This window comes from Pedobacter humicola (assembly GCF_056490705.1).
Map to the genome: position 1 here is coordinate 1 of NZ_JBWJIG010000029.1, position 24,043 is coordinate 24,043.

At 37.6% G+C, this 24,043-nt stretch carries 20 protein-coding genes and 5 tRNA genes; 3 read left to right on the forward strand and 22 right to left on the reverse strand.

Annotated elements, in window-relative coordinates; all coding sequences use genetic code 11:
- Positions 1 to 57: 57 nt before the first annotated feature.
- The 18 genes from rpoC to rpsU form a co-directional block, all read right to left on the reverse strand.
- Positions 58 to 4,344, reverse strand: a complete 4,287-nt coding sequence (gene rpoC / locus AC04Q1_RS25865) for a DNA-directed RNA polymerase subunit beta' (RefSeq protein ID WP_478367428.1) — start codon at positions 4,342 to 4,344, stop codon at positions 58 to 60.
- A gap of 87 nt (positions 4,345 to 4,431) precedes the next feature.
- Positions 4,432 to 8,235: a DNA-directed RNA polymerase subunit beta gene (gene rpoB / locus AC04Q1_RS25870; RefSeq protein ID WP_478367429.1), complete on the reverse strand. Its 3,804-nt coding sequence runs from the start codon at positions 8,233 to 8,235 to the stop codon at positions 4,432 to 4,434.
- 157 nt (positions 8,236 to 8,392) lie between these two features.
- Positions 8,393 to 8,770, reverse strand: a complete 378-nt coding sequence (gene rplL, locus AC04Q1_RS25875) for a 50S ribosomal protein L7/L12 (protein WP_478367430.1) — start codon at positions 8,768 to 8,770, stop codon at positions 8,393 to 8,395.
- Positions 8,771 to 8,834: 64 nt separating this feature from the next.
- Positions 8,835 to 9,356 carry a 50S ribosomal protein L10 gene (rplJ, locus tag AC04Q1_RS25880; protein ID WP_108200815.1) on the reverse strand — a complete coding sequence of 174 codons (522 nt, stop codon included), beginning with the start codon at positions 9,354 to 9,356 and terminating at the stop codon, positions 8,835 to 8,837.
- A 2-nt stretch (positions 9,357 to 9,358) separates the two neighbouring features.
- Positions 9,359 to 10,057 carry a 50S ribosomal protein L1 gene (gene rplA, locus AC04Q1_RS25885; protein WP_116250007.1) on the reverse strand — a complete coding sequence of 233 codons (699 nt, stop codon included), beginning with the start codon at positions 10,055 to 10,057 and terminating at the stop codon, positions 9,359 to 9,361.
- A 20-nt stretch (positions 10,058 to 10,077) separates the two neighbouring features.
- The gene (rplK, locus tag AC04Q1_RS25890; RefSeq protein ID WP_010601094.1) at positions 10,078 to 10,521 is read right to left on the reverse strand and encodes a 50S ribosomal protein L11; all 444 of its coding nucleotides are present in this window, start codon (positions 10,519 to 10,521) and stop codon (positions 10,078 to 10,080) included.
- Between the two features lie 210 nt (positions 10,522 to 10,731).
- On the reverse strand, positions 10,732 to 11,229 hold the full coding sequence (locus AC04Q1_RS25895; protein WP_478367431.1) for a hypothetical protein: 498 nt from the start codon (positions 11,227 to 11,229) through the stop codon (positions 10,732 to 10,734).
- A 156-nt stretch (positions 11,230 to 11,385) separates the two neighbouring features.
- Complete coding sequence (nusG, locus tag AC04Q1_RS25900; RefSeq protein ID WP_025143263.1) at positions 11,386 to 11,925, reverse strand: transcription termination/antitermination protein NusG; 540 nt, start codon at positions 11,923 to 11,925, stop codon at positions 11,386 to 11,388.
- 9 nt (positions 11,926 to 11,934) lie between these two features.
- Positions 11,935 to 12,132, reverse strand: a complete 198-nt coding sequence (gene secE / locus AC04Q1_RS25905) for a preprotein translocase subunit SecE (RefSeq protein ID WP_025143264.1) — start codon at positions 12,130 to 12,132, stop codon at positions 11,935 to 11,937.
- 91 nt (positions 12,133 to 12,223) lie between these two features.
- Positions 12,224 to 12,294, reverse strand: a tRNA-Trp gene (locus AC04Q1_RS25910).
- Positions 12,295 to 12,378: 84 nt separating this feature from the next.
- The gene (gene tuf / locus AC04Q1_RS25915) at positions 12,379 to 13,566 is read right to left on the reverse strand and encodes an elongation factor Tu (protein WP_057932476.1); all 1,188 of its coding nucleotides are present in this window, start codon (positions 13,564 to 13,566) and stop codon (positions 12,379 to 12,381) included.
- A gap of 126 nt (positions 13,567 to 13,692) precedes the next feature.
- A tRNA-Thr gene (locus AC04Q1_RS25920) sits at positions 13,693 to 13,764 on the reverse strand.
- A gap of 81 nt (positions 13,765 to 13,845) precedes the next feature.
- Positions 13,846 to 13,921, reverse strand: a tRNA-Gly gene (locus AC04Q1_RS25925).
- Between the two features lie 81 nt (positions 13,922 to 14,002).
- A tRNA-Tyr gene (locus AC04Q1_RS25930) sits at positions 14,003 to 14,085 on the reverse strand.
- Positions 14,086 to 14,124: 39 nt separating this feature from the next.
- A tRNA-Thr gene (locus AC04Q1_RS25935) sits at positions 14,125 to 14,197 on the reverse strand.
- Between the two features lie 558 nt (positions 14,198 to 14,755).
- On the reverse strand, positions 14,756 to 15,103 hold the full coding sequence (gene hpf / locus AC04Q1_RS25940) for a ribosome hibernation-promoting factor, HPF/YfiA family (protein WP_055914885.1): 348 nt from the start codon (positions 15,101 to 15,103) through the stop codon (positions 14,756 to 14,758).
- Positions 15,104 to 15,117: 14 nt separating this feature from the next.
- On the reverse strand, positions 15,118 to 16,002 hold the full coding sequence (locus AC04Q1_RS25945) for a tyrosine-type recombinase/integrase (protein ID WP_478367432.1): 885 nt from the start codon (positions 16,000 to 16,002) through the stop codon (positions 15,118 to 15,120).
- A gap of 158 nt (positions 16,003 to 16,160) precedes the next feature.
- Positions 16,161 to 16,355: a 30S ribosomal protein S21 gene (gene rpsU, locus AC04Q1_RS25950; RefSeq protein ID WP_025143268.1), complete on the reverse strand. Its 195-nt coding sequence runs from the start codon at positions 16,353 to 16,355 to the stop codon at positions 16,161 to 16,163.
- A gap of 168 nt (positions 16,356 to 16,523) precedes the next feature.
- Between rpsU and AC04Q1_RS25955 the strand changes: the two genes are divergently transcribed.
- Positions 16,524 to 16,910 carry a hypothetical protein gene (locus AC04Q1_RS25955; RefSeq protein ID WP_478367433.1) on the forward strand — a complete coding sequence of 129 codons (387 nt, stop codon included), beginning with the start codon at positions 16,524 to 16,526 and terminating at the stop codon, positions 16,908 to 16,910.
- Positions 16,911 to 16,982: 72 nt separating this feature from the next.
- Here AC04Q1_RS25955 and AC04Q1_RS25960 read toward each other — a convergent pair whose 3' ends face one another.
- The 3 genes from AC04Q1_RS25960 to AC04Q1_RS25970 form a co-directional block, all read right to left on the reverse strand.
- Positions 16,983 to 17,159: a DUF6496 domain-containing protein gene (locus AC04Q1_RS25960; protein WP_175270383.1), complete on the reverse strand. Its 177-nt coding sequence runs from the start codon at positions 17,157 to 17,159 to the stop codon at positions 16,983 to 16,985.
- 195 nt (positions 17,160 to 17,354) lie between these two features.
- A complete protein-coding gene (locus AC04Q1_RS25965) occupies positions 17,355 to 18,509 on the reverse strand; it encodes an acyl-CoA dehydrogenase family protein (protein WP_478367434.1) in 1,155 nt (384 codons plus the stop codon).
- 287 nt (positions 18,510 to 18,796) lie between these two features.
- Positions 18,797 to 19,696, reverse strand: coding sequence for a ComEA family DNA-binding protein (locus tag AC04Q1_RS25970; protein ID WP_478367435.1), 900 nt, complete (start codon positions 19,694 to 19,696; stop codon positions 18,797 to 18,799).
- A 95-nt stretch (positions 19,697 to 19,791) separates the two neighbouring features.
- Between AC04Q1_RS25970 and AC04Q1_RS25975 the strand changes: the two genes are divergently transcribed.
- Complete coding sequence (locus AC04Q1_RS25975; RefSeq protein ID WP_478367436.1) at positions 19,792 to 21,543, forward strand: lysophospholipid acyltransferase family protein; 1,752 nt, start codon at positions 19,792 to 19,794, stop codon at positions 21,541 to 21,543.
- Positions 21,544 to 22,098: 555 nt separating this feature from the next.
- Here AC04Q1_RS25975 and AC04Q1_RS25980 read toward each other — a convergent pair.
- Positions 22,099 to 23,046 (reverse strand): phytanoyl-CoA dioxygenase family protein, encoded by a 948-nt coding sequence (locus AC04Q1_RS25980; protein WP_478367437.1) that lies wholly within the window; start codon positions 23,044 to 23,046, stop codon positions 22,099 to 22,101.
- 131 nt (positions 23,047 to 23,177) lie between these two features.
- Here AC04Q1_RS25980 and AC04Q1_RS25985 point away from each other — a divergent pair, with 131 nt between their 5' ends.
- A complete protein-coding gene (locus tag AC04Q1_RS25985; RefSeq protein ID WP_478367438.1) occupies positions 23,178 to 24,038 on the forward strand; it encodes an AraC family transcriptional regulator in 861 nt (286 codons plus the stop codon).
- Positions 24,039 to 24,043 lie beyond the last annotated feature (5 nt).

Consider the following 24,043-nt stretch of genomic DNA (forward strand, 5'->3'; position numbering starts at 1 on the left):
CAAACAAAAAACTCCCTCACTAAAGGTGAGAGAGTTTTAAACTAAATATCAAAAATATTATGCTTCTACTTCTTCTTGTTTCGAAGCCAATAATTTATCGTATTCTTCTTGAGAACCAACAATGATTCTTTCGTAACCACGTACACCAGTACCTGAAGGGATTAAGTGACCAACGATCACATTTTCTTTCAAGCCTAACATATTATCGCGTTTACCCGCAATTGCTGCCTCATTTAATACTTTCGTAGTTTCCTGGAACGAAGCCGCAGAAATGAACGATTTAGTACCTAATGATGCACGTGTAATACCTTGTAAGATAGAACTTGCAGTTGCTGGTCTGGCATCTCTAACCGTAATCTGTTTTAAATCTTTACGTTTCAATTGAGAATTTTCATCTCTTAATCTACGCAATGAAACAATCTGACCTGGTTTGAAATCTGTAGAATCACCTGCGTCTTCAACAACTTTCTTATCGTACATGGCATCGTTCTCGTCGGCAAAATCCCAACGGTCAACCGCATTGTTTTCTAAGAAAATAGTATCACCCGGATCTTCAATGTGAACTTTCTGCATCATCTGGTGAACAATTACCTCGAAGTGTTTATCATTAATTTTCACACCTTGTAAACGGTAAACCTCTTGAATACCATTTACTAAGTATTCCTGAACCGCTGCAGGGCCTTTAATTGACAAGATATCCGCTGGAGAAATTGATCCATCTGATAATGGCATACCTGCTTTCACAAAGTCGTTATCCTGTACAAGGATGTGTTTCGACAATGGAACAAGGTATTTTTTAACTTCACCATCTTTTGATTCGATGGTGATCTCACGGTTACCACGCTTAACGCCACCTAAAGTTACCACACCATCAATCTCAGTTACTACAGCTGGGTTAGATGGGTTACGTGCTTCAAATAATTCCGTTACACGAGGTAAACCACCCGTAATATCCCGGGTTTTACCAGTTGCACGAGGAATCTTAGCGATAATCTGACCAGTTTGGATCATCTCACCCTCATCAACTGAAACGTGGGCACCTACCGGAATGTTATAACCTTTGATGAATTCACCTTTCTTATCAACGATCTGAACTGAAGGGTTTTTAGTTTTATCACGTGTATCGATAATCACTTTTTCACGGTGACCAGTTTGCTCATCTGATTCTTCACGGAAGGTAACACCTTCAATAATGGCATCAAATTGTGCTTTACCGGCAAATTCTGAAAGAATAACCGCGTTGTACGGATCCCATGAACAGATTTTATCACCTTTTGAAAGTTTATCACCTTCTTTAACGAATAAGAATGCACCGTAAGGAATGTTGTTGGTTACAATGATACGTCCGGTTCCTGGCTCAACAATTTTGAACTCACCTGAACGACCTAATACCACCTGAACTGTTCCTTCTTCTGTTTGTGTATCAACAGTACGGATATTTTCGAATTCGATTACACCATCAAACTTAGCTACGATGTTAGATTCTGCAGCGATGTTTGATGCAGTACCACCCACGTGGAAAGTACGAAGTGTTAACTGTGTACCTGGCTCACCGATTGATTGTGCTGCAATTACTCCAACTGCCTCACCTCTTTGAACGCGTTTACCAGATGCCAAGTTACGACCGTAACACAGTGCGCAAACACCACGTTTGTTCTCACATGTTAATACCGAACGGATTTCGATACCTTCTAATGGAGATTCTTCTATCAATTTAGCAACATCTTCATTGATATCTTCGCCAGCACTTACCAACAATGTATTATCCAAAGGATTATAAACATCATGTAATGAAGTACGGCCTAAAATCCTGTCGTATAATGGCTCAACAATATCTTCCTGATCTTTTAACGCAGTGGTGTACATACCTCTTAAAGTACCACAATCCACTGAATTAACAATCATATCCTGTGCAACATCATGTAAACGACGGGTTAAGTAACCCGCATCAGCTGTTTTTAACGCCGTATCCGCCAAACCTTTACGTGCACCGTGAGTAGAGATAAAGTACTCTAATACCGATAAACCTTCTTTAAAGTTTGATAAGATCGGGTTTTCAATGATATCGCCACCTGAACCAGATTTTTGAGGTTTCGCCATCAAACCACGCATTCCGCAAAGCTGACGAATCTGCTCTTTCGAACCACGTGCACCTGAATCAAGCATCATGTAAACTGAGTTAAAACCTTGGTTATCGCTAGATAACTGCGTCATAACGAAAGTAGTTAACCTGTTGTTGATACGGGTCCAGATATCGATAATCTGGTTGTAACGCTCGTTGTTGGTAATGAAACCCATGTTATAGTTGTTTCTTACCTCTTCAACTTCAGCAGCTGCTTGTTCTAATAAAGTATGTTTTTCTACCGGAATGTTTACGTCTTGTAAGTTGAACGATAAACCACCCTGAAATGCCATTTTGAAACCTAATTCTTTGATATCATCCAAGAACTGGGAAGCACGTGCCATACCAGTCATTTTAACCACTTCACCAATAATATCTCTTAAAGATTTCTTAGTTAACAGTTCATTGATATAACCAACTTCTTCAGGAACCATTTGGTTGAACAATACTCTACCAACAGTAGTTTCTGCTAATTTATTTACGATAGAACCATCAGCTTGTTTAACATTTACCCTTACTTTGATAAATGCGTGCAAGTCTAATTCTTTCTCGTTATAAGCAATGATTACTTCTTCCGGAGAATAGAAATTCGAGTCCTGTCCTTTTACCACACGGCTATCATCTGTTCTGCGGCCTTTAGTAATATAATAAAGACCCAAAACCATATCCTGTGAAGGTACTGTAATTGGCGTACCGTTTGCAGGGTTTAAGATGTTATGTGCCGCCAACATTAATACTTGGGCTTCCAAAATTGCTGCATTACCTAAAGGTAAATGCACAGCCATCTGGTCACCATCAAAATCGGCGTTGAATGCGGTACACACTAGCGGGTGTAACTGGATTGCTTTTCCTTCAATTAATTTTGGCTGGAAAGCCTGAATACCTAATCTGTGTAAGGTAGGTGCACGGTTTAATAATACCGGGTGACCTTTTAGTACATTTTCTAAGATATCCCAAACCAATGGATCTTTTCTATCAACGATTTTCTTAGCAGATTTAACTGTTTTTACCACACCACGTTCAATCATCTTACGGATAATGAACGGTTTGTAAAGCTCAGCAGCCATATCTTTAGGAATACCACACTCGTGTAATTTAAGGCTAGGCCCTACAACAATTACCGAACGGGCTGAATAATCCACACGTTTACCCAATAAATTCTGACGGAAACGACCTTGTTTACCTTTCAGGATATCTGAAAGTGATTTCAAAGCACGGTTACCTTCAGTTTTTACCGCGTTAACTTTACGTGAGTTATCGAATAACGAATCTACAGCTTCCTGCAACATCCGTTTTTCGTTACGTAAGATTACCTCTGGTGCTTTAATCTCGATCAAACGTTTTAAACGGTTGTTACGGATAATTACACGACGGTATAAATCATTTAAATCTGAAGTAGCGAAACGGCCACCTTCTAATGGAACCAAAGGACGTAATTCTGGTGGAATAACCGGAACGATTTTAACAATCATCCACTCAGGGCGATTCTCGATACGTGTGTTGGCACCACGGAAAGCTTCAACAACCTGAAGACGTTTTAAAGCCTCATTTTTACGTTGTTGAGAAGTTTCGTTAGCAGCCTGGTGACGTAAATCATAAGATAAAGTATCTAAATCAATACGTTTTAATAAATCTTCTAATGCTTCAGCACCCATTTTGGCAATGAATTTATTAGGATCTTTATCATCTAAGTATTGGTTTTCTTTAGGTAATTTATCTAAGATATCTAAATACTCTTCTTCCGTTAAGAAGTCCATATAATTGATACCTTCTTCAGCCATTAAGCCTGATTGAATCACTACATAACGCTCATAATAGATAATTAAATCAAGTTTTTTAGTAGGTAAACCTAATAAATAACCGATTTTGTTTGGTAAAGAGCGGAAGTACCAGATGTGTGCAACAGGAACCACTAAAGCAATGTGGCCCATACGCTCACGACGTACTTTTTTCTCCGTTACTTCAACACCACAACGGTCGCAAACAATACCTTTATAACGGATACGTTTGTATTTACCGCAGTGACATTCGTAATCTTTTACCGGACCAAAAATACGCTCACAGAACAAACCATCACGTTCAGGTTTGTAAGTACGGTAGTTAATGGTTTCTGGTTTCAACACCTCACCGCTCGAACGTTCCAAAATAATTTCTGGCGACGATAAGCTAATTGTGATTGATGTGAAATTGCTTTTTAATTTATTATCCTTTTTGTAAGACATATCTTTTTGTTTTTAGTAGCAAGTACTTGGCATCAAGTATCAAGACGGGAATCCAATCTTGATACTCGATACTTTAATACTCAATACTTAGTCTAACGTAATATCTAAACCTAAACCGCGTAACTCATGTACCAATACGTTGAACGATTCTGGTACACCTGGAGTTGGTAGGTTTTCACCTTTAACAATGGCTTCGTAAGTTTTGGCTCTTCCAATAACATCATCCGATTTAACGGTTAAGATCTCCTGAAGGATATTAGCTGCACCGAATGCCTCTAATGCCCAAACCTCCATCTCACCAAAACGCTGACCACCGAACTGGGCTTTACCACCCAATGGTTGTTGTGTAATTAATGAGTATGGTCCGATTGAACGGGCGTGCATCTTATCATCAACCATGTGACCTAATTTCAGCATGTAGATAATACCTACAGTTGTAGTCTGATCGAAACGCTCACCTGTTAAACCATTGTATAAGTAGGTTTTTCCTGAAGCAGGAACGCCCGCTTTAGCAATCCACTCTTCTACTTCATCATGGGTAGCACCATCAAAAATCGGCGTTGCAAATTTAACACCCAATTCCTGTCCTGCCCAAGCCAAAATAGTTTCGTAGATCTGACCAAGGTTCATACGTGAAGGTACACCCAGTGGGTTCAATACGATATCAACCGGGCTACCATCGGCTAAGAAAGGCATATCTTCATCACGTACAATACGTGCAACAATACCTTTATTACCGTGGCGACCTGCCATTTTATCACCTACTTTTAATTTACGTTTTTTAGCTACATAAACTTTTGCCATCTGTACGATTCCTGAAGGAAGCTCATCACCTACACTGATCGCGAATTTATCACGTTTGTAAGCACCAAGTTCTTCGTTAACACGGATACCGTAGTTGTGAAGCAACATTTTAATCAACTCGTTTTTGTCATCATCAGTAGTCCATTTGTTAGGGCTAATGTGTGCAAATTCAAGTTCTGCTAAAATTTTCTGAGTAAATTTAGCGCCCTTAGCAACCAATAATTCTTTGTAAATGTTAAATACACCCTGAGATGTTTTTCCGTTTACGATTGTGAATAACTTGTCTACTAATTCTGCTTTTAATTTCTCAGTGATATTGTTATATCCTTTGTCTAATTTCTCAATTGCCGATTTCTCTTCAGCTTTTGTAGTTTTCTTAGCACGGCTGAATAATTTAGTATCAATTACTACACCCTGGATAGAAGGAGGAGTTTTTAAAGACGCATCTTTAACATCACCTGCTTTATCACCAAAGATTGCACGTAGTAATTTCTCTTCCGGTGAAGGATCAGATTCTCCTTTTGGAGTGATCTTACCAATTAAAATATCACCTTCTTTTACATCAGCGCCAATACGGATGATACCATTTTCATCAAGGTCTTTAGTAGCCTCTTCAGAAACGTTAGGGATATCTGGTGTTAATTCCTCTTCCCCACGTTTAGTATCACGTACTTCTAATTCAAACTCTTCAATATGCAATGAAGTGAAAACGTCATCCCGAACGATACGCTCGTTGATTACAATCGCATCCTCAAAGTTGAAACCTTGCCAAGGCATGAAAGCCACTTTCAGGTTTCTACCTAATGCCAATTCACCGTTTTGAGTTGCATAACCTTCGCAAAGTACTTGACCTTTTGTAACTTTCTGACCTTTTCTTACGATTGGTTTTAAGTTGATACAAGTATTCTGGTTGGTTTTTTTGAACTTGATTAAACGGTAAGTTTTGCTGTCACCTTCAAATGAAACTAAACGATCATCTTCGTTACGTTCGTATTTAATAGTGATTTCGTTCGCATCTACATATTCTACAACACCATCACCTTCTGCGTTGATCAAAGTTCTTGAGTCACGTGCAACGCGACCTTCTAAACCTGTACCAACAATTGGTGCTTCAGGACGTAATAATGGTACGGCCTGACGTTGCATGTTCGATCCCATCAAAGCCCTGTTCGCATCATCATGTTCTAGGAACGGAATCAACGAAGCAGCGATTGAAGTAATCTGGTTAGGCGCAACGTCCATTAAGTCTAATTTCTCAGGCTCAATAATCGGGAAGTCACCCTCGTAACGTGCTTTAACACGTGGTGTAGTAAAGTTACCTTTATCATCGTACTCTGCATTAGCCTGAGCGATGGTTTTACCATCTTCATCTTCAGCAGATAAATAAATAACGTCTGAATCTACAACTACTTTACCATCTTCAACACGTTTGTATGGTGTTTCAATGAAACCTAAGTTATTGATTTTAGCATGCACACAAAGTGATGAAATCAAACCAATGTTTGGTCCCTCTGGAGTTTCAATCGTACATAAACGACCATAGTGCGTATAGTGAACGTCACGTACCTCGAAACCGGCACGCTCACGTGATAAACCACCTGGGCCCAAGGCCGATAAACGGCGTTTGTGCGTGATCTCTGCCAATGGATTGGTTTGATCCATAAACTGAGATAACTGATTGGTACCAAAGAACGAGTTGATCACCGATGATAACGTACGGGCGTTAATCAAATCAGTTGGTGTAAACACCTCGTTATCGCGAATGTTCATACGCTCACGGATGGTTCTGGCCATACGGGCTAAACCAACACCAAATTGTGCGTACAATTGCTCACCTACCGTACGTACACGACGGTTAGACAAGTGATCGATATCATCTACCTCTTCTTTTGAGTTGATCAATTTGATCAGGTATTTCACAATCGCGATAATATCCGCTTTTGTTAATACTTTTACCTCATCAGGGGTATTCATTTTCAATTTACGGTTAATGCGGTAACGACCAACATCACCTAAATCGTAACGTTTATCCGAGAAGAATAAACGATCAATGATACCACGAGCAGTTTCCTCATCAGGTGGTTCTGCGTTACGCAAAGCACGATAGATGTTCTCAACAGCTTCTTTTTCTGAGTTTGATGTATCTTTCTGTAATGTATTATATATAATGGTATAATCTGCCTGACTTGCGCCATCTTCTTTTGATAAGATGATGCTTTTTACGCCAGCCTCGATAACCATATCAATGTGTTCGTCTTCTAAAACGGTTTCTCTTTCAAGAATCACTTCATTACGGTCGATAGAAACTACCTCACCAGTATCTTCATCAACAAAATCTTCAACCCATTTTTTCAATACTCTTGCAGCCAGTTTACGACCGATGTATTTCTTCAAACCTGATTTACTCACTTTTACTTCGTCAGCAAGGTCAAAAAGTTCTAAGATGTCCTTATCAGAATCGTAACCGATAGCACGTAATAAAGTGGTAACCGGGAATTTTTTCTTACGATCGATATAAGCATACATTACGTTATTAACGTCTGTAGCAAACTCGATCCATGAACCTTTGAAAGGAATAACACGTGCAGAATACAGTTTGGTTCCATTTGTGTGACGGCTTTGACCGAAGAACACACCTGGTGAACGGTGTAATTGCGAAACGATAACACGTTCTGCACCGTTGATAACAAACGTACCTTTTGGTGTCATATACGGGATCGTACCTAAGTACACATCCTGGATAATGGTTTCAAAATCTTCATGTTCTACATCATTACAAGAAAGCTTCAGCTTTGCTTTTAATGGAACATTGTAGGTTAATCCACGCTCAATACACTCGTGTATATCGTAACGTGGCGGATCAACAAAATAATCAAGAAACTCTAATACGAAGATATTTCTTGAATCTGTTATTGGAAAGTTTTCAGCAAACACTTTAAACAAACCTTCGCTAGAGCGATCGTCTGATGTGGTATCTATCTGGAAAAATTCTCTGAATGATTGCAATTGCACATCCAGAAAATCCGGATAGTCTATAATGTGCTTACTAGTTGCAAAATTTACTCTTTGTTCGACTGTCTTTGCCAATGGACTAAAAGATTTTAGTTTAAGAATAAACTATTTGTTTGGTTTCGGTTTCAAGCATTCTCATTAACCAAACAAAATGAGATGTTTATAAACAGGTAAAGACACCGACATTTTCAGTCGGTGTCTAATACATTTTTAGCTTAGCTAAGTTAAGTGATTACTTAATCTCAACTACTGCTCCAGCTTCTTCTAATTGTTTTTTAAGAGCTTCTGCTTCGTCTTTAGCAACACCAGCTTTTAATTCTTTTGGTGCACCATCAACTAAGTCTTTTGCTTCTTTTAAACCAAGGCCAGTTAAGTCTTTAACAAGTTTTACAACTGCTAATTTAGATCCACCAGCTTCTTTTAAGATAACATCAAATGATGTTTTTTCTGCAGCAGCAGCAGGTGCATCACCACCAGCAGCAGGACCAGCAACTACAGCAGCAGCTGCAGGCTCGATACCATACTCGTCTTTTAAGATTTGAGCTAATTCGTTAACTTCTTTAACGGTTAAGTTTACTAATTGCTCAGCAAACGATTTTAAATCTGCCATTTTATTAAGATTTTAAAAATTTACGTAAAAATAATTTTGTTTTATTGCGAACTTAAGGTGTTCGTTAACCTTCTCTCTCTTGTAGAGTTTTAACAATTCCTGCAATTTTGCCTCCGCTTGATTTAAGCGCAGATATAACATTCTTAGCTGGTGACTGTAATAATCCAACGATATCTCCGATAAGCTCTTCTCTTGATTTCAAGCTTACTAAGTTATTCAATTGATCATCGCCAACATATACTGATGAATCTATAAATGCTGCTTTAAGCAATGGTTTATCAGATGTTCTTCTCAAAGCTTTAATCAACTTAGCCGGAGCGTTTGCTGTTTTTGAGAATAATAATGATGATGAACCTTTAAGGGCTTCGTATATCTCAGAAGCATCGCCATCTAAACCTTCAATCGCTTTGCGGATTAAAGAGTTTTTAGCCACTTTCATGATGATATCACCTTCAAAACATTTGCGGCGGATGTTGTTAATCTGCTCAACAGAAAGGCTAGAAGTATCAGCAATATAGAAATTGCCATACTCTTGCATTTGTCCTTGTAGTTCTAAAACTACTTCGTTTTTTTCTTCTCTGTTCATGATTAAATCCCCGCTACTGATTTTGTTTCAATTGCAATTCCAGGACTCATTGTAGAAGACACGTGAATGCTCTTAAAATAAGTTCCTTTAGCAGCAGATGGCTTTAATTTTGAAATTACCTGAATGATTTCAAGTGCATTCTCATAAATTTTATCTGCCGGGAATGATACTTTCCCTATTGAAGCGTGTATAATACCGCTTTTGTCTACTTTAAAATCAATCTTACCTGCTTTAACCTCTGTTACAGCTTTACCAACTTCGTTGGTTACTGTACCAGATTTTGGATTTGGCATTAAGTTCCTTGGACCTAAAACGCGGCCTAATTTACCTACTTTTGCCATACAAGCTGGTGTTGTGATAATAATGTCTACATCGGTCCAACCACCTTCAATTTTAGCCACATATTCGTCTAAACCTACGAAGTCTGCGCCGGCTGCTCTTGCTTCTTCTTCCTTATCAGGAGTTACCAAAGCTAAAACACGAACAGTTTTACCTGTACCGTGTGGTAAAGTAGCAATACCACGTACCATTTGATTCGCTTTACGCGGATCAACACCTAAAGATACATCAATATCAACTGATGCATCGAATTTAGTGGTAGTGATTTCTTTTACCAAAGCAGCAGCAGCCTGTAAAGTATAAGCTTTACCAGCTTCTATTTTAGCGTGTGCCTTTTTTTGATTTTTAGTTAATTTCGCCACTGTTGTAAACTGTTTTTTAATTAATTGTTCCAGGGTGCGTCACCAGAAACGGTGATTCCCATACTGCGTGCTGTACCAGCAACCATACTCATTGCAGATTCGATTGTAAATGCATTTAAATCAGGCATTTTATCTTCAGCAATAACTTTAATCTGGTCCCAGGTCACCGATCCAACTTTTTTACGGTTAGGCTCAGCAGAACCACTCTGCAATTTAGTAGCATCTTTTAACTGGATAGCTACAGGAGGGGTTTTGATGATGAAATCGAATGACTTATCAGCATAAACAGTAATTACAACTGGCAATACTTTACCTGCTTTATCTTGGGTACGAGCGTTGTACTGTTTGCAAAACTCCATAATGTTCACCCCTTTAGCACCTAATGCAGGTCCTACCGGTGGCGATGGATTTGCCGCTCCGCCTTTGATCTGTAATTTGATCATTGCACTGACTTCTTTTGCCATTTTGTGTTTTTTGTTTATTTAAAACTCAATGTTAAATATTGGAAGCATGTAACATTTAATTCCTTATAGCTCCTATAAAGCTTAAAGGACTGCAAAGATATGGATTATCTTGCATTACTGCAATAGATAATAAAAAATATATTTTATTAAATCGAGTGTATATAAAATATATTGGGTCAATAGTTGCAAAGCATTTAAATTGGACCCGGCCTATTTGGAATCTAATATACCTAAGATTTGTTTTAAAACTTCTCCTATTTCACTGTAAGATAATACTGTTGCTGTGTTGGGTTTCACCATACATCTGATCACCTGATGACCATGCAGGTAATAACGTGTTTCGACAGTATTTTTTACCTTAGAATTTTTCAGGTACATCGGCTTATCATAAAATATATCATTTCGGAATACAAAAAATAACTTTTTGTTATTCAGATAATAATCCACTTCAGCTCTTCCTGTTTCACCGTAGAAAACAGCATGTATCTTCTTTAGTATATTTTTATCGTAATAGCCGGTTACCTCTCCACCTTCTGCCGACATGTCGGGCGCATCTTTGATTTTCTTTTTATAATGCTTTAACTTTTTATTGATTGTGGAATAATCTGATTGTATTTTTTTGATGATAGCGGACGTATCAGGTGATGTTTCGATTGAACAGTGATGCGTACTGAAACCATCAGCAGCATAACAAAATATACAAATCATAAATATAACAGGTCCTTTCATAGCTGGTACGGTACTTAGACGTTAATAAGTAATTAAAGATAACCTAAAACCGGGAGTGATCAGATATAAATTGATCTAAAGCAAAAAAGCCTCAGAAAATAAATTCTAAGGCCCTTTAATATTTTAAATAATTTCTTATTCTTTTTCTACCTGCATGTAGTTAAGCTCAAGTGGTGTTTTACGTCCAAAGATTTTAACCATTACTTTCAGTTTTTTCTTCTCTTCGTTTACCTCTTCGATAATACCTGAGAAACCATTGAAAGGTCCGTCCATTACTTTAATACCTTCACCCACATAATAAGGAACATTCATGGTTTCACCCTGTTCGCTCATTTCGTCAACCACACCTAAAATACGGTTCACTTCTGCCTGGCGCATCGGGATTGGGTTGCCAGCTTTGTCACCTAAGAAACCAATAACGCTATTAATTCCTTTAATAATATGTTCTAACTCTCCATCTAATGTAGCTTCGATTAAAACATAACCAGGATAAAAGTTACGTTCTTTGGCAATTTTTTTACCATCTTTCATTTGGTAATATTTTTCCATCGGGATTAAAACCTGTGGAACCAAATGAGAGAAACCTAAACGGCTGATCTCAGCATCAATGTACTGCTTTACCTTCTTCTCTTTACCGCTAACAGCCCTTACAACGTACCACTTTAGATCGCTCATTCGTCAATATTAATTAGAAAGTGATTTATAAAAAGTATCTAACACAAATGTAGATCCCTTATCCATTGCAAAAATAACCAATGCAATAATTAAAGAAGCTACCAATACAAGAATTGCAGAACTTTGCAGTTCACCCCAAGTAGGCCATGTAACCTTATTGGTCATTTCATCGTACGATTCTTTTATAAACTCAACTACTTTAGCCATATTATAATGATTAAATGATTGAGTTAGTGAGCGAGAGAATGAAAACACATTCAATCATTAAAACATTCACCAAATCAATCATTATTTTGAGCACGGGAACAAGGATTCGAACCCTGATCAAAGGTTTTGGAGACCTCTATTCTACCGTTGAACTATTCCCGTAATTAGAAAGCAAAGTGCTTAAGCGCGCTCAAACACTTTGCTTTTCTTATTTTTCTTAATCCCCGATAAATCGGAATTCAAGATTTATTTTAAAATTTCAGTTACCTGACCTGCACCTACTGTTCTACCACCTTCACGGATAGCGAAACGTAGACCTTTTTCCATTGCGATAGCGTTGATCAACTTTACAGTGATGGTAACGTTATCACCTGGCATTACCATCTCAGTACCTTCAGCTAGTGAAATCTCACCAGTTACGTCTGTAGTACGGAAATAGAATTGAGGACGGTATTTGTTGAAGAATGGAGTGTGACGACCACCTTCTGCTTTTGATAATACATAGATCTCAGCTTTGAAATCAGTGTGAGGAGTTACTGAACCTGGTTTACAGATTACCATACCACGACGGATATCAGTTTTCTCAATACCACGTAACAATAAACCTACGTTATCACCAGCTTCACCATAATCTAAGATCTTACGGAACATCTCAACACCAGTTACTGTAGATTTTAAGTTCTCAGCACCCATACCTAAGATTTCAACAGGATCTCCAGAGTTGATTACACCACGCTCGATACGACCAGTTGCTACAGTACCACGACCAGTGATCGAGAATACATCTTCAACAGGCATTAAGAATGGAAGATCAGTTAAACGTGGAGGAATTGGAATGTAGCTATCAACAGCGTCCATTAATTCCATAATTTTTGCTACCCATTTAGCATCTCCGTTCAAACCACCTAAAGCAGAACCTTGAATAACAGGAATATCATCACCAGGGAAATCGTAGAACGATAATAATTCACGAACTTCCATTTCTACTAATTCTAATAATTCAGGATCATCAACCATATCCACTTTGTTCATGAATACAACCAATGAAGGTACACCAACCTGACGAGCCAATAAGATGTGCTCACGAGTTTGTGGCATTGGACCATCAGTAGCAGCAACAACGATAATAGCACCATCCATTTGAGCCGCACCTGTAACCATGTTTTTAACATAATCCGCGTGACCTGGACAATCTACGTGTGCGTAGTGACGGTTTGCAGTTGAATACTCAACGTGCGCAGTATTAATTGTAATACCTCTTTCTTTTTCCTCAGGAGCTGAGTCAATTGAATCGAATGAACGTGCCTCAGATAAACCTGCATCAGCTAAAACTTTTGTAATAGCTGCTGTTAAAGTTGTTTTACCGTGATCGACGTGACCGATTGTACCGATGTTTAAGTGCGGTTTACTACGGTCAAATTTTTCTTTTGCCATTTTATTTATAACTAATTAGTAGGTTAACTTTTTATTAATTTTTATTTATTGTTTTGATGCAATGCAACACAAAAAACCTTGTCTACACTGCATATTAAACAGATTTAACAAAGCTTTATTATCCTGAGCCAACTATGGGAATTGAACCCATGACCTCTTCCTTACCAAGGAAGTGCTCTACCGCTGAGCTAAGTCGGCTTTTTAGTTTCCAGTTCCAGCCTTTTAGTTTTAAACAATTTAAAACTGTAACCAATAACTGCCCACTTTTTCTAATTTTATTGGAGCGGAAGACGAGGTTCGAACTCGCGACCTATAGCTTGGAAGGCTATCGCTCTACCAACTGAGCTACTTCCGCTTTTAAAAACTAGTGATTGATTGAATGAAAGAATGAGAGATTTATTCTATCATTAAAACATTTGGTCATTCATTTAAAGTGTGGGGAGAGAAGGATTCGAACCTTCGAAATCTTGCGATAACAGAGTTACAGTCTGTCCCATTTGGCCGCTCTGGAATCTCCCCATTTTTTACTTCAAAATGTTAACACTTTAAAATAAAAAGAGCCTCCTATCGGAATCGAACCAATGACCTACTGATTACAAGTCAGTTGCTCTACCAGCTGAGCTAAGGAGGCTTTAAATTTTGTGCAATGATACGAAAAATCTTCATTTTTCATACTATTAACGTGTTTTTTTAAAACTTTTATCTTTTTAAAGAACAACCCTTTTCTTATTGGCCTAACACCGTTTCCGAAAGGGAATGCAAATATACACACTTATATTTCACTTCAAAATAAATTTGAAAAAAAATAGCGAACTTTTTTAGTCCTTTAACGCATTATACACGATTTAATAGAATAGGTACTTCATAATCAGTCGCTTTGCCCCGACATAAAAACGCATTATTTTTTTTAACTTTTTATGTGGTTTAAAGTTCCGCGAATCGGTTTTTAGCCCGAACTGTTCTTTTCTTTATTTATCAAGCCAAACCAACGATCAATCTATATACTCCTGATTACAGCTAAATCGCTTCAATTCATCCGAAATTTTAAAAAAAAGCCTGATCGCATGATTTATTGCATTTAAAAACAGATCATACATTGTTTAAAATCCCATCTCCAACAAATGTTATTCATAAAAAAACGGCAACACCATGATCAATGATGTTGCCGTTTCATTAAGGGTGAACTATTTTAGTAGTCAGCAGCTTCGCTCTCGGTTAAAATTGCTTTGTGCTCACTTAATTTTGCTCGTGTTTTATCTTTATGTTTAGTGATCTGCTTTCTTAACGACTCGATTGCCAGATCGGTGGCTTCTTCAAATGATTTACATTGTTCTTTAGCGAAGAGGGTCCCCCCCGGTACAATGAGTTTGATCTCACTGATCTTGTTGGCCTCGTCCTCTACGTTCTCTAACTTTAAATACACTTCGCCGCTGATGATCTGGTCGAAAAACTGATCTAGCTTATTTGCTTTCTTTTGTATAAAATCTAACAACTTACTGTCTGCACTGAAGTGGATTGATTGAACTCCGATTTTCATTTTTCCTCCTTTTTTTACGCCTTTGGATGGGCTTGTTTATAAATTGTTTTTAATCTTTCGATCGAATTGTGGGTGTAAACCTGGGTTGCCGCTAAACTGGCGTGGCCCAAAAGTTCTTTAATGGCATTTAAATCTGCTCCCGCATTTAACAGACTTGTAGCATAACTGTGCCGGAGCACGTGGGGACTTTTCTTCTCATGGGTTGAAACGTGGTTTAGGTATGAGGTAACAATACGGTATATTAACTTTGGATATGCCGCTGCACCTGTATTGGTAACGATTAAGATAAGCAAATTGTTATTAAAGTTTTGCAACTTTTTTAGTTCAATATAGGTATTAACCTGATTGATAAGCTGTTTATTTATAGGAATAATTCTTTCTTTATTTCTTTTACCCAGCACCTTTATCGTTCCCGAATACACATCAACATCCGTATCTTTTAACTGAAGTAATTCGGTTAAACGCATGCCGGTGCCAAAGAGCAGTTCGATCACCAGGTGATCGCGAACAGAGGGGAAACTTTCGTTAAAATATTGCTCCGAATCCAATAGCTGATCCATCTTTTGTGTATCCACAAATACCGGAAGTCTTTTGGGTATCTTAGGTGCTTTAATTAAAACAGTAGGGTTTTGATCGATTTTTCCTGCCCTCAATAAAAACTTATAAAAACTCCTTAACGTAGAAATTTTGCGGTTGATGGTATTTTCTGATATTTCCTGTTCCATCAGCTCCACCATATAACTTCTGAGATGGACATGCTTAATTTCCAGAAAACTGAGATCGAATGTGATATTGATATACGCCTCAAACTGATCTAAATCTGTCTGATAAGAAGTAACAGTATGCTGAGAATAGCGCTTCTCGTGAGTTAAATAGGTAATAAAACTTTTTAGCAACATTCAATATCTTTTTGGGAGGCATTGATATGAAGTTACAAATAGTTTTGATATAAAGAAATCATTAATTAATTGTTTATTGTAAAGTTTTGGATTTCTTCTTAAAACAAAAAAGTCCCGATCTAATGACCGGGACTTTAATGTATTTATATCGTAAACAACTAAGAAGTTGTATCTAGATTCATATTCTGAATGTAAACAGCATGTTTAATTTCAGTACGGCGAGCAACGGATTTTTTCTCGTATGCTTGGCGACTACGTAGTTCTCTCAATACACCAGTTTTTTCAAACTTTTTCTTGAAACGTTTAAGGGCTTTATCTAATGATTCGCCGTCTTTAATGTTGATAATGATCATAACGCTGAAATACCTCCTCTCGTGGTTTTTAAATTTCCCGTGTTATCGGGGATGCAAATGTAAGCAAAAGATTGAAAATGAGAAAGGTTTTTAAAAAAGAAATTTTATTTAAATCATTAAGCAAATTCATCTGTTGATTAACTACATTTATATATACATCATCATTATATGACAACAGGCAAAAAAGTTACCTCAATTATCGCAGTTATAGTGGTTATCGCATTAGTCGCGATTTGTTATTACCGCTATTTCTTTGTTTTTGGCGAAGGCGTTAAAGCCGGCGAATTAAATTATGTCGTAAAGAAGGGCTATGTATTTAAAACCTACGAAGGTAAACTGATCCAGAGTGGCGTAAAATCCAGACAGGCAGGAACCTTACAAAACAATGAGTTTGAATTTTCAATCGCCAACAAGGAAATCGCAGAAAAAATGATGGCCAATAGTGGTAAATTTTACGAACTGCACTATAAAGAATACAAAAATACCCTGCCCTGGCGTGGATTTAGTGTATATGTAGTAGATAGTATCTTAACTTCGAAAGATATACCACAATAAGCTGAAAGTCCAAAGACTAAAACTGAAAGCGCAATGCAGGTAGTTTTAGCATATCTCTATTCGCTTTGGTCTTTAATCCTTTTTCTTCGGCACTTTCGCTCCTGCTTTCCTGGCTTCTGATAGCCCGATAGCAACTGCTTGCTTTTTGGAGGTTACTTTTTTGCCAGAGCCGCTTTTAAGCTTGCCCTCTTTCATTTCGTGCATGGTTTTTTCTACTTTCTCACCAGCTTTTTCTGAATACTTTGCCATATTTTAGGTCATTGGTCATTATAAAAACATGCCTTCAGGCCGCTTGGTTTTGAAAATTTAAACAAAAAAAATCCGGAGGTGGTTAAACCGTCCGGATTACTCATAATATATTTGGTTTTTAATAAGGTTGAAGGCGGAAGGTTTAAGGTATAAGGTTCAATGCATAGAGCCCTAAACCTTCTACCTTAAAATCCTCTACCTTGATAATATTTCTCTGGCGATTACAATCTTTTGTATCTCGGATGTGCCTTCACCTATTGTACATAATTTACTGTCGCGATAAAACTTTTCTACCGGAAAATCCTTGGTATAACCATAGCCGCCAAATATCTGAACAGCTTCCGTTGCTACCTTTACCGAAACCTCCGAGGCAAAATATTTCGCCATGGCCGATTCTTTTGTCATAGGCAAATGCCTGTTCTTTAAATCTGCCGCCTGACGGATCAGCAATTCGGCTGCTTCAATTTCAGTAGCCATATCAGCAAGTTTAAAACTAATCGCCTGAAAGCTGGAGATTGGCTGACCAAACTGCTGGCGTTGTTTAGAATACGATACCGCTGCAGCAAAAGCACCTTTGGCAATGCCTAAGGCCAATGCTGCGATAGAAATTCTTCCCCCATCCAAAACTTTCATGGCCTGTTTAAAGCCCTCCCCCACATTTCCCAACAAATTAGCCTTTGGTACGCGGCAATTATCAAAAATCATTTCTGTGGTTTCTGATGCACGCATGCCGAGTTTATTTTCCTTTTTGCCTGCTGTAAAACCGGGTGTACCACGCTCTACCACAATGGCCGAAATCCCTTTAGAACTCCCCTGCTCTCCTGTTCTTACCATTACCACGGCGATATCACCGCTTTTACCATGGGTGATCCAGTTTTTCGCACCGTTTATAATATAATCATCGCCATCTTCAATAGCGGTTGTCATCATTCTTAAGGCATCCGAACCGGTATTCGCTTCAGTTAAACCCCAGGCGCCAATCCATTCGGCTGTGGCCAGTTTCGGCAACCATCTTTGTTTTTGCTCTTCGGTTGCGAAGGCCAAAATATGGCCGGTACATAAAGAGTTATGCGCAGCCAGCGATAAACCGATTGAGCCACAAACCCGGGCCACCTCTACAATCACATCAACATATTCCTGATAGCCTAATCCAGCACCACCATAGGTTTCGGGAACCAAAACACCCATTACGCCCAATTCTCCAAGTTGTTTAAACAGTTCTATTGGGAAATGTTGCGCCTCATCCCAGTCCATAATGTTTGGACGAATGTTTTTCTCTGCAAAATCGCGGACCATAGCCTTTACGCTTTGCTGAGTTTCTGTTTCCGAAAAATCGAAGCTTACGCTCATTAAATTTTATATTTTAAGTTAGTTGGGGCAATTATAAACAATTATTTGATAGTTAGTTACCATTAAATATTTGTGTAATTGCAGAATGAAATGGTATTTGGTTCAATTAGTTATTCGTTTAATTTCTAAACCTCGAAATTAAACAGGAAAGTTTTTTTATTTTTTTCACAACCAAATGCGAATATTTTAACTAAACCGGGCTTTTGACGAATATGGACTGAAGGATCATCATGCATACATCTTGTTTTTACAGAACATTTCTTAATATCCATTTATCTGAATACCTTCTAAAAAGAAATATAAGGCGTAATCTTGTCAATTATCTCCTGGTTTAAGATTACGATCTTTTTTAAATCGGCCAGACCGGAATAATTGCCATGCTGTTTGCGATATTGAAGAATAGCATTGATCTGTTTGTATGACAAATAAGGATTTCTTTTCAAATCGTCAAAAGTAGCGGTATTGATGTTAATCATTTTTAAAGATCCTGCGCTGATAAAAATCTGACTCTCTATTTCGGCATATTTATTGGCATCTAAACCATAAACTTCCATCAGCTGCTCCTTTTTGTAAAAACCACCTAAACGCTCACGGTATTTGATAATCCTATTGGCAAAAGTACCACCAATACCTTTAACTTCATCCAATTGCGCAGAATCTGCCTTGTTGATATCGACAATTACCGGTGCTTTTTTTACATACTCCTTTTTCTCGAAAGGAGCATATGACTTTGAACTGCTATTGGGCTGAGTCGCTATTTTAACATAAGGGAATATCTTTTTGTACGTCTCCGGAGAAATGGTATACATTTTCTGCAGATCTTCGGCTTTATAAAAATGTCCCCCTTTGCTGGTGTAATTTATGATAGCTTGGGCCTGCTTTCCGGATAAGCCTAAAGTTTGCCAGCCACCCACATCCAAAGTATTGGGATCGAAATTAAAGAGTTTGACTATTTTTTTAGCTTTTGAATTTTCATTTCTATTGCGAACAGTATTTGCATACTTCTGATCCTCAATAGTTATTTTCTGAATTTTTGCCAAAAGATTGGGCTCGTCTTTTTCAACAGGTTTATAAGCACTATAAATAACAGGTATGGCTTTTAATATAATAATAATCAGGATGAGAAGCAGCAATCCATTGAACTCACCCTTACTAAAACCAAAATTTTTATTGAGCCAAATTCTCATTGATGCGATATGACATGTGTATTATAAATATAAATCTTATTTTTGGGATTGCAAAACTGAACAGGTTTTGCTTATCAACGCCATAAGAATTTTATATGAAGATCATAACTACGTCTGAGTTTGCGAAAGCAACAAAGATAGATAAGCTAGGTGTACCGGGTTTAGCAGGTTTGATGATGGAGATCATGAAACTGAACGACATTAATGACGTATTCGCTCAAAATCAACACTTTAAAGGTTTAGAATTTGTAGATAAGATATTGGAAACCATTGGCGTTTCTATCGAATTTGATGATGATGACTTAAATAGTATTCCAAAAACAGGCCCCTTTATCGCCATTGCGAATCACCCTTACGGTGGTGTAGAAGGTTTGGCGCTGGTTAAACTTTTATGTACAGTTAGGCCAGACGCTAAAGTGATGGTAAACTTCATTTTGAAAAAAATCCCGAACCTTGATGAGTTTTTTGTTGCAGTAAACCCTTTCGAAAATGTTCAGCACTCCTCAAGTATCAGTGGTTTAAAAACGACGTTTGATTTGCTTAGAAACGGTGTTCCGATTGGCATTTTTCCGGCTGGAGAGGTTTCAACCTTTAAATTGGATGCACAGCAGGTAACCGACAGGATGTGGCACCCCGTTGTGGGCAAACTGATTGCCAAAGCAAAAGTTCCGGTTGTACCTATTTATTTCCATGGCAACAATGGTGTTTTCTTTAATATTTTAAGTTTCATCCACCCTACTTTACGTACAGCTAAGCTGCCTTCGGAATTTTTAAATAAACATGGTCGCACCATTAAGGTAAGGATCGGGAAGCCAATTGCGATTTCTGAAATCTCGCACATGAACAGCAGCAACAAGTTAATGGACTTTTTAAGGGCCCGTACTTATGCGCTTGGAATTGGCCTGGATACGGAGAAAAAACTTTTCAATCCACTAAACTTATTTAAAATTAAAAAGAAACCTGTTGAGGTAATTGAAGAAACCTCCAGGCTATCGATTAAAAGTGAGGTAGAGAAATTAGAAGATTTTAAGGTTTGGACGGAGAAAAATTATGAGGTATATATTGTTCCGACACTAAAAATACCCAATATTTTAAGAGAGATTGGTCGCTTGCGTGAAATTACCTTCCGCGAAGTGGGTGAAGGAACAAACAAAAAAATCGACCTGGATAACTACGACATCTATTATAACCATTTATTTATCTGGGATAAGGATTTAGAGAATATTGTAGGCGCTTACCGCATTGGTAAGGGTGATGAAATTTTAGAAAGCATGGGCCGCCGTGGGTTTTATCTTTCTGAACTCTTTAAAATGAAAGATCAGTTTTACCCGATGTTGCGCCAGGGGATCGAACTGGGCAGATCTTGGATCAGAAAAGAATACCAGGGTAAACCATTGCCTTTATTTTTGCTTTGGAAAGGGATTTTAAAATACCTGATCGATAATCCACAGTACCGCTATATGTTCGGGCCGGTAAGTATCAGCAACAATTTCTCTAAATTTAGCAAGGCTTTAATTGTTGATTATATTACCAAAAACCATTTCGATTACGAGATGGCTAAGTATGTTAAACCGAGAAACAAATTTAAGGCGGATCTTTTACCTATTTCTACTGATACCTTGGTGGATAGCAGCGAATCTTTTAAAGATTTAGACAGTATTATCGGCGATATTGAAAATTCGCACATTAAAATCCCGGTATTGTTAAGGCAGTATATGAACCTGAATGCGAAGATTATCTCTTTTAATATTGACCCAAAATTTTCGGATTGTTTAGATGGTTTCTTAGTGGTTGATACACATAACATTCCACCAGAAATGCTGGAAAAGCTTGGCAAGAACCTATAATTTTAGGCAATAAAAAAACCCAGACATCCATCTGGGTTTTTTATTATCAACTAACCTAAACTTTATAAATACTAACCAAATATTTATGCCACAAAAGTAAGGTGAGCTTGTTAAATTGATATTAATGATATGTTATTTATAGAATATTTCACGATACAATTTGTTAATGAATAAATACGCACTTGTTTATATTATTCTCTTAACTTCAGCTACGCTGTATGAGCTATGTTGAACATCCTTCTTTACAAAACACGATGTTTCCCTCCCTTATATTTAAGCTATGTTTTAGGTCTTTTTGTATTTAAAAAGATCCTGAACTTTGGAAATGCAATATTTCGCTTTTAAAATATCTGAGAACCTCGGTTTACACCTTAAAAAAAGAAAAATACCACGCTAAACTAAATATTAACCCTCTAAGCAACATTACAGCCGATTAATATTCCTGGTATGGATAATACCAACACAATAAAGGGTATAACCATATAAGAGAAACAAAGGCATAGAAGTTGAATGCTCACCTTAAAATGACTTATATGGTTGGTACATGATTACTTGTTACCATTTCTCCAACCCCAGCAATTTTTTCCCTAAATCGCTAAGTTTTGCCACTTCATTTTGCTGTTCTCTTTTTAAGGAATCACCGGGAAAAGCAAAACCCTGCATCGGTTCGCGGCTTTGCCAACTGTTGATCCGCCATTGCCTTAACGCTTCATTTTCTTCCTGAGCGGGCATCATGGCAATGTATTGTGCAATACGAACTTTATTGGTACTTGTATTTGGTCTTATCCCATGCGGCTGTAAACTGTTAAAAATCAAAAGATCGCCTGCTTCCATTTTTACCTTTTCGACTTCAAAGCCTGATGTATCGGGTTTATAACGGTCACGATCTTCTGGCTGGCTCAATTTCCAGGTTTCATAGGTTCTAAATAATTCCGGAATACATTGAAAACCGCCCATATTTTCATCCGTTTGATCGGCCAGAGCCAAAACGCCCTGCACATTTTGTGGTTTGGTTTCCGGGTCGTAATCCCAGTGGATAAAACCCTTATATTCAAAACCCGGTCGCAACGGAAAATTTAAATTTGCCCGATCAATGGTCGACCATAGTTTATCAGTACCCCAAATATCTGCAAATGCCTGATGTACTTTTGGATATTGCCGGTTATCCCATAAATACTGGTGGTTATAAATTTCTACCATGCCTGTATTGTTCAACTCACTCATTTCTATTTCAGCATTTGGTCTTTTATACCAACTTTCCATATCATCAGGGTCTTTATTTTCATAAGTCCACAAATAATCAGCAAGGCGTTTGGCCTGTTCTTTTGGCACCGCGTTTTTAATCACAACGTAGCCGTTCTCTATCCAAAAATTCCAGTCTTCTTCTGTTAGCAAACGTAAAGGTTCCCCGTTACTTCTGTCGTTTAATTTAATTTCACTCGTTTTTGCTGTAGAAGGATTACCTGGTATTTCCTTGTGCAAATCATTAGGTTCCATTTTCATGTAGATCTTATTTTAGGTTTACACTTCAAAATTACCCGGAAGAAGATGAGTTATTTTTCTCTGCATTATCCATAATTTGTGCTACATTGATATACTAATAATGTAAATGACATATTTAATGGCAATACAGAATGAATGTGATCCAATTGGAACAAATAGATTTTGAACCGGGTAAATCTTTTAAACTATTTTCTCCACGTTTAAAAAACACCTATTTCTGGCATTATCATCCAGAATTCGAATTGGTTTATGTTGAAGCAGATGCGGGGATCAGGCATGTTGGTACACATGTTTCTACCTATACTAAAAGTGATCTGGTTTTTATTGGCAGTAATTTACCGCACCTAAATTTCGACTACAGGCTTAGAACAGCGTATAATCAAATCGTGATCCAATTGAGGACAGATTTTTTAGGCACAGCAATTGGTTTGGTGCCGGAACTCGCATTGGTTAATAACATGTTTAAAAACGCGGCATATGGAATCGCTTTCAATGGAGAGATTAAAACGATAATTGGCGAAAAGCTAAAAAAATTAAATGCGTTAAATTCTTTAGAGCAGCTCCTTGAATTGATTTCGATCTTTCAATTATTGGCTTCCGCTGATGATGCAACTATTTTAAACAATGATTTAAGTAGTAAGGATTTTATCATTAAGGACAAAATAAGAATGGGGGCCATATATGAGTATGTCAGTAATTCGTATCATCAAAAACCCGATGTAAACAGGGTAGCAGAAAAAATAAACCTGACTACTCCTGCTTTTTGCAGGTATTTTAAACGTCAAACCAATATGACCTTTACCGATTTTGTTAATCAGTTTAGGATAGAAAGGGCCAAAAACCTGTTGATGCAAAACCATAATGTGAGCGAAACCTGTTACCTGGTAGGTTTTACGAGTTTATCTTACTTTAATAAGTTATTTAACGCAATTGTCGGCGAAAACCCATCCCGATTTCGAAATACTTATAATCAACAAAAAACAACCAAATAAAGATT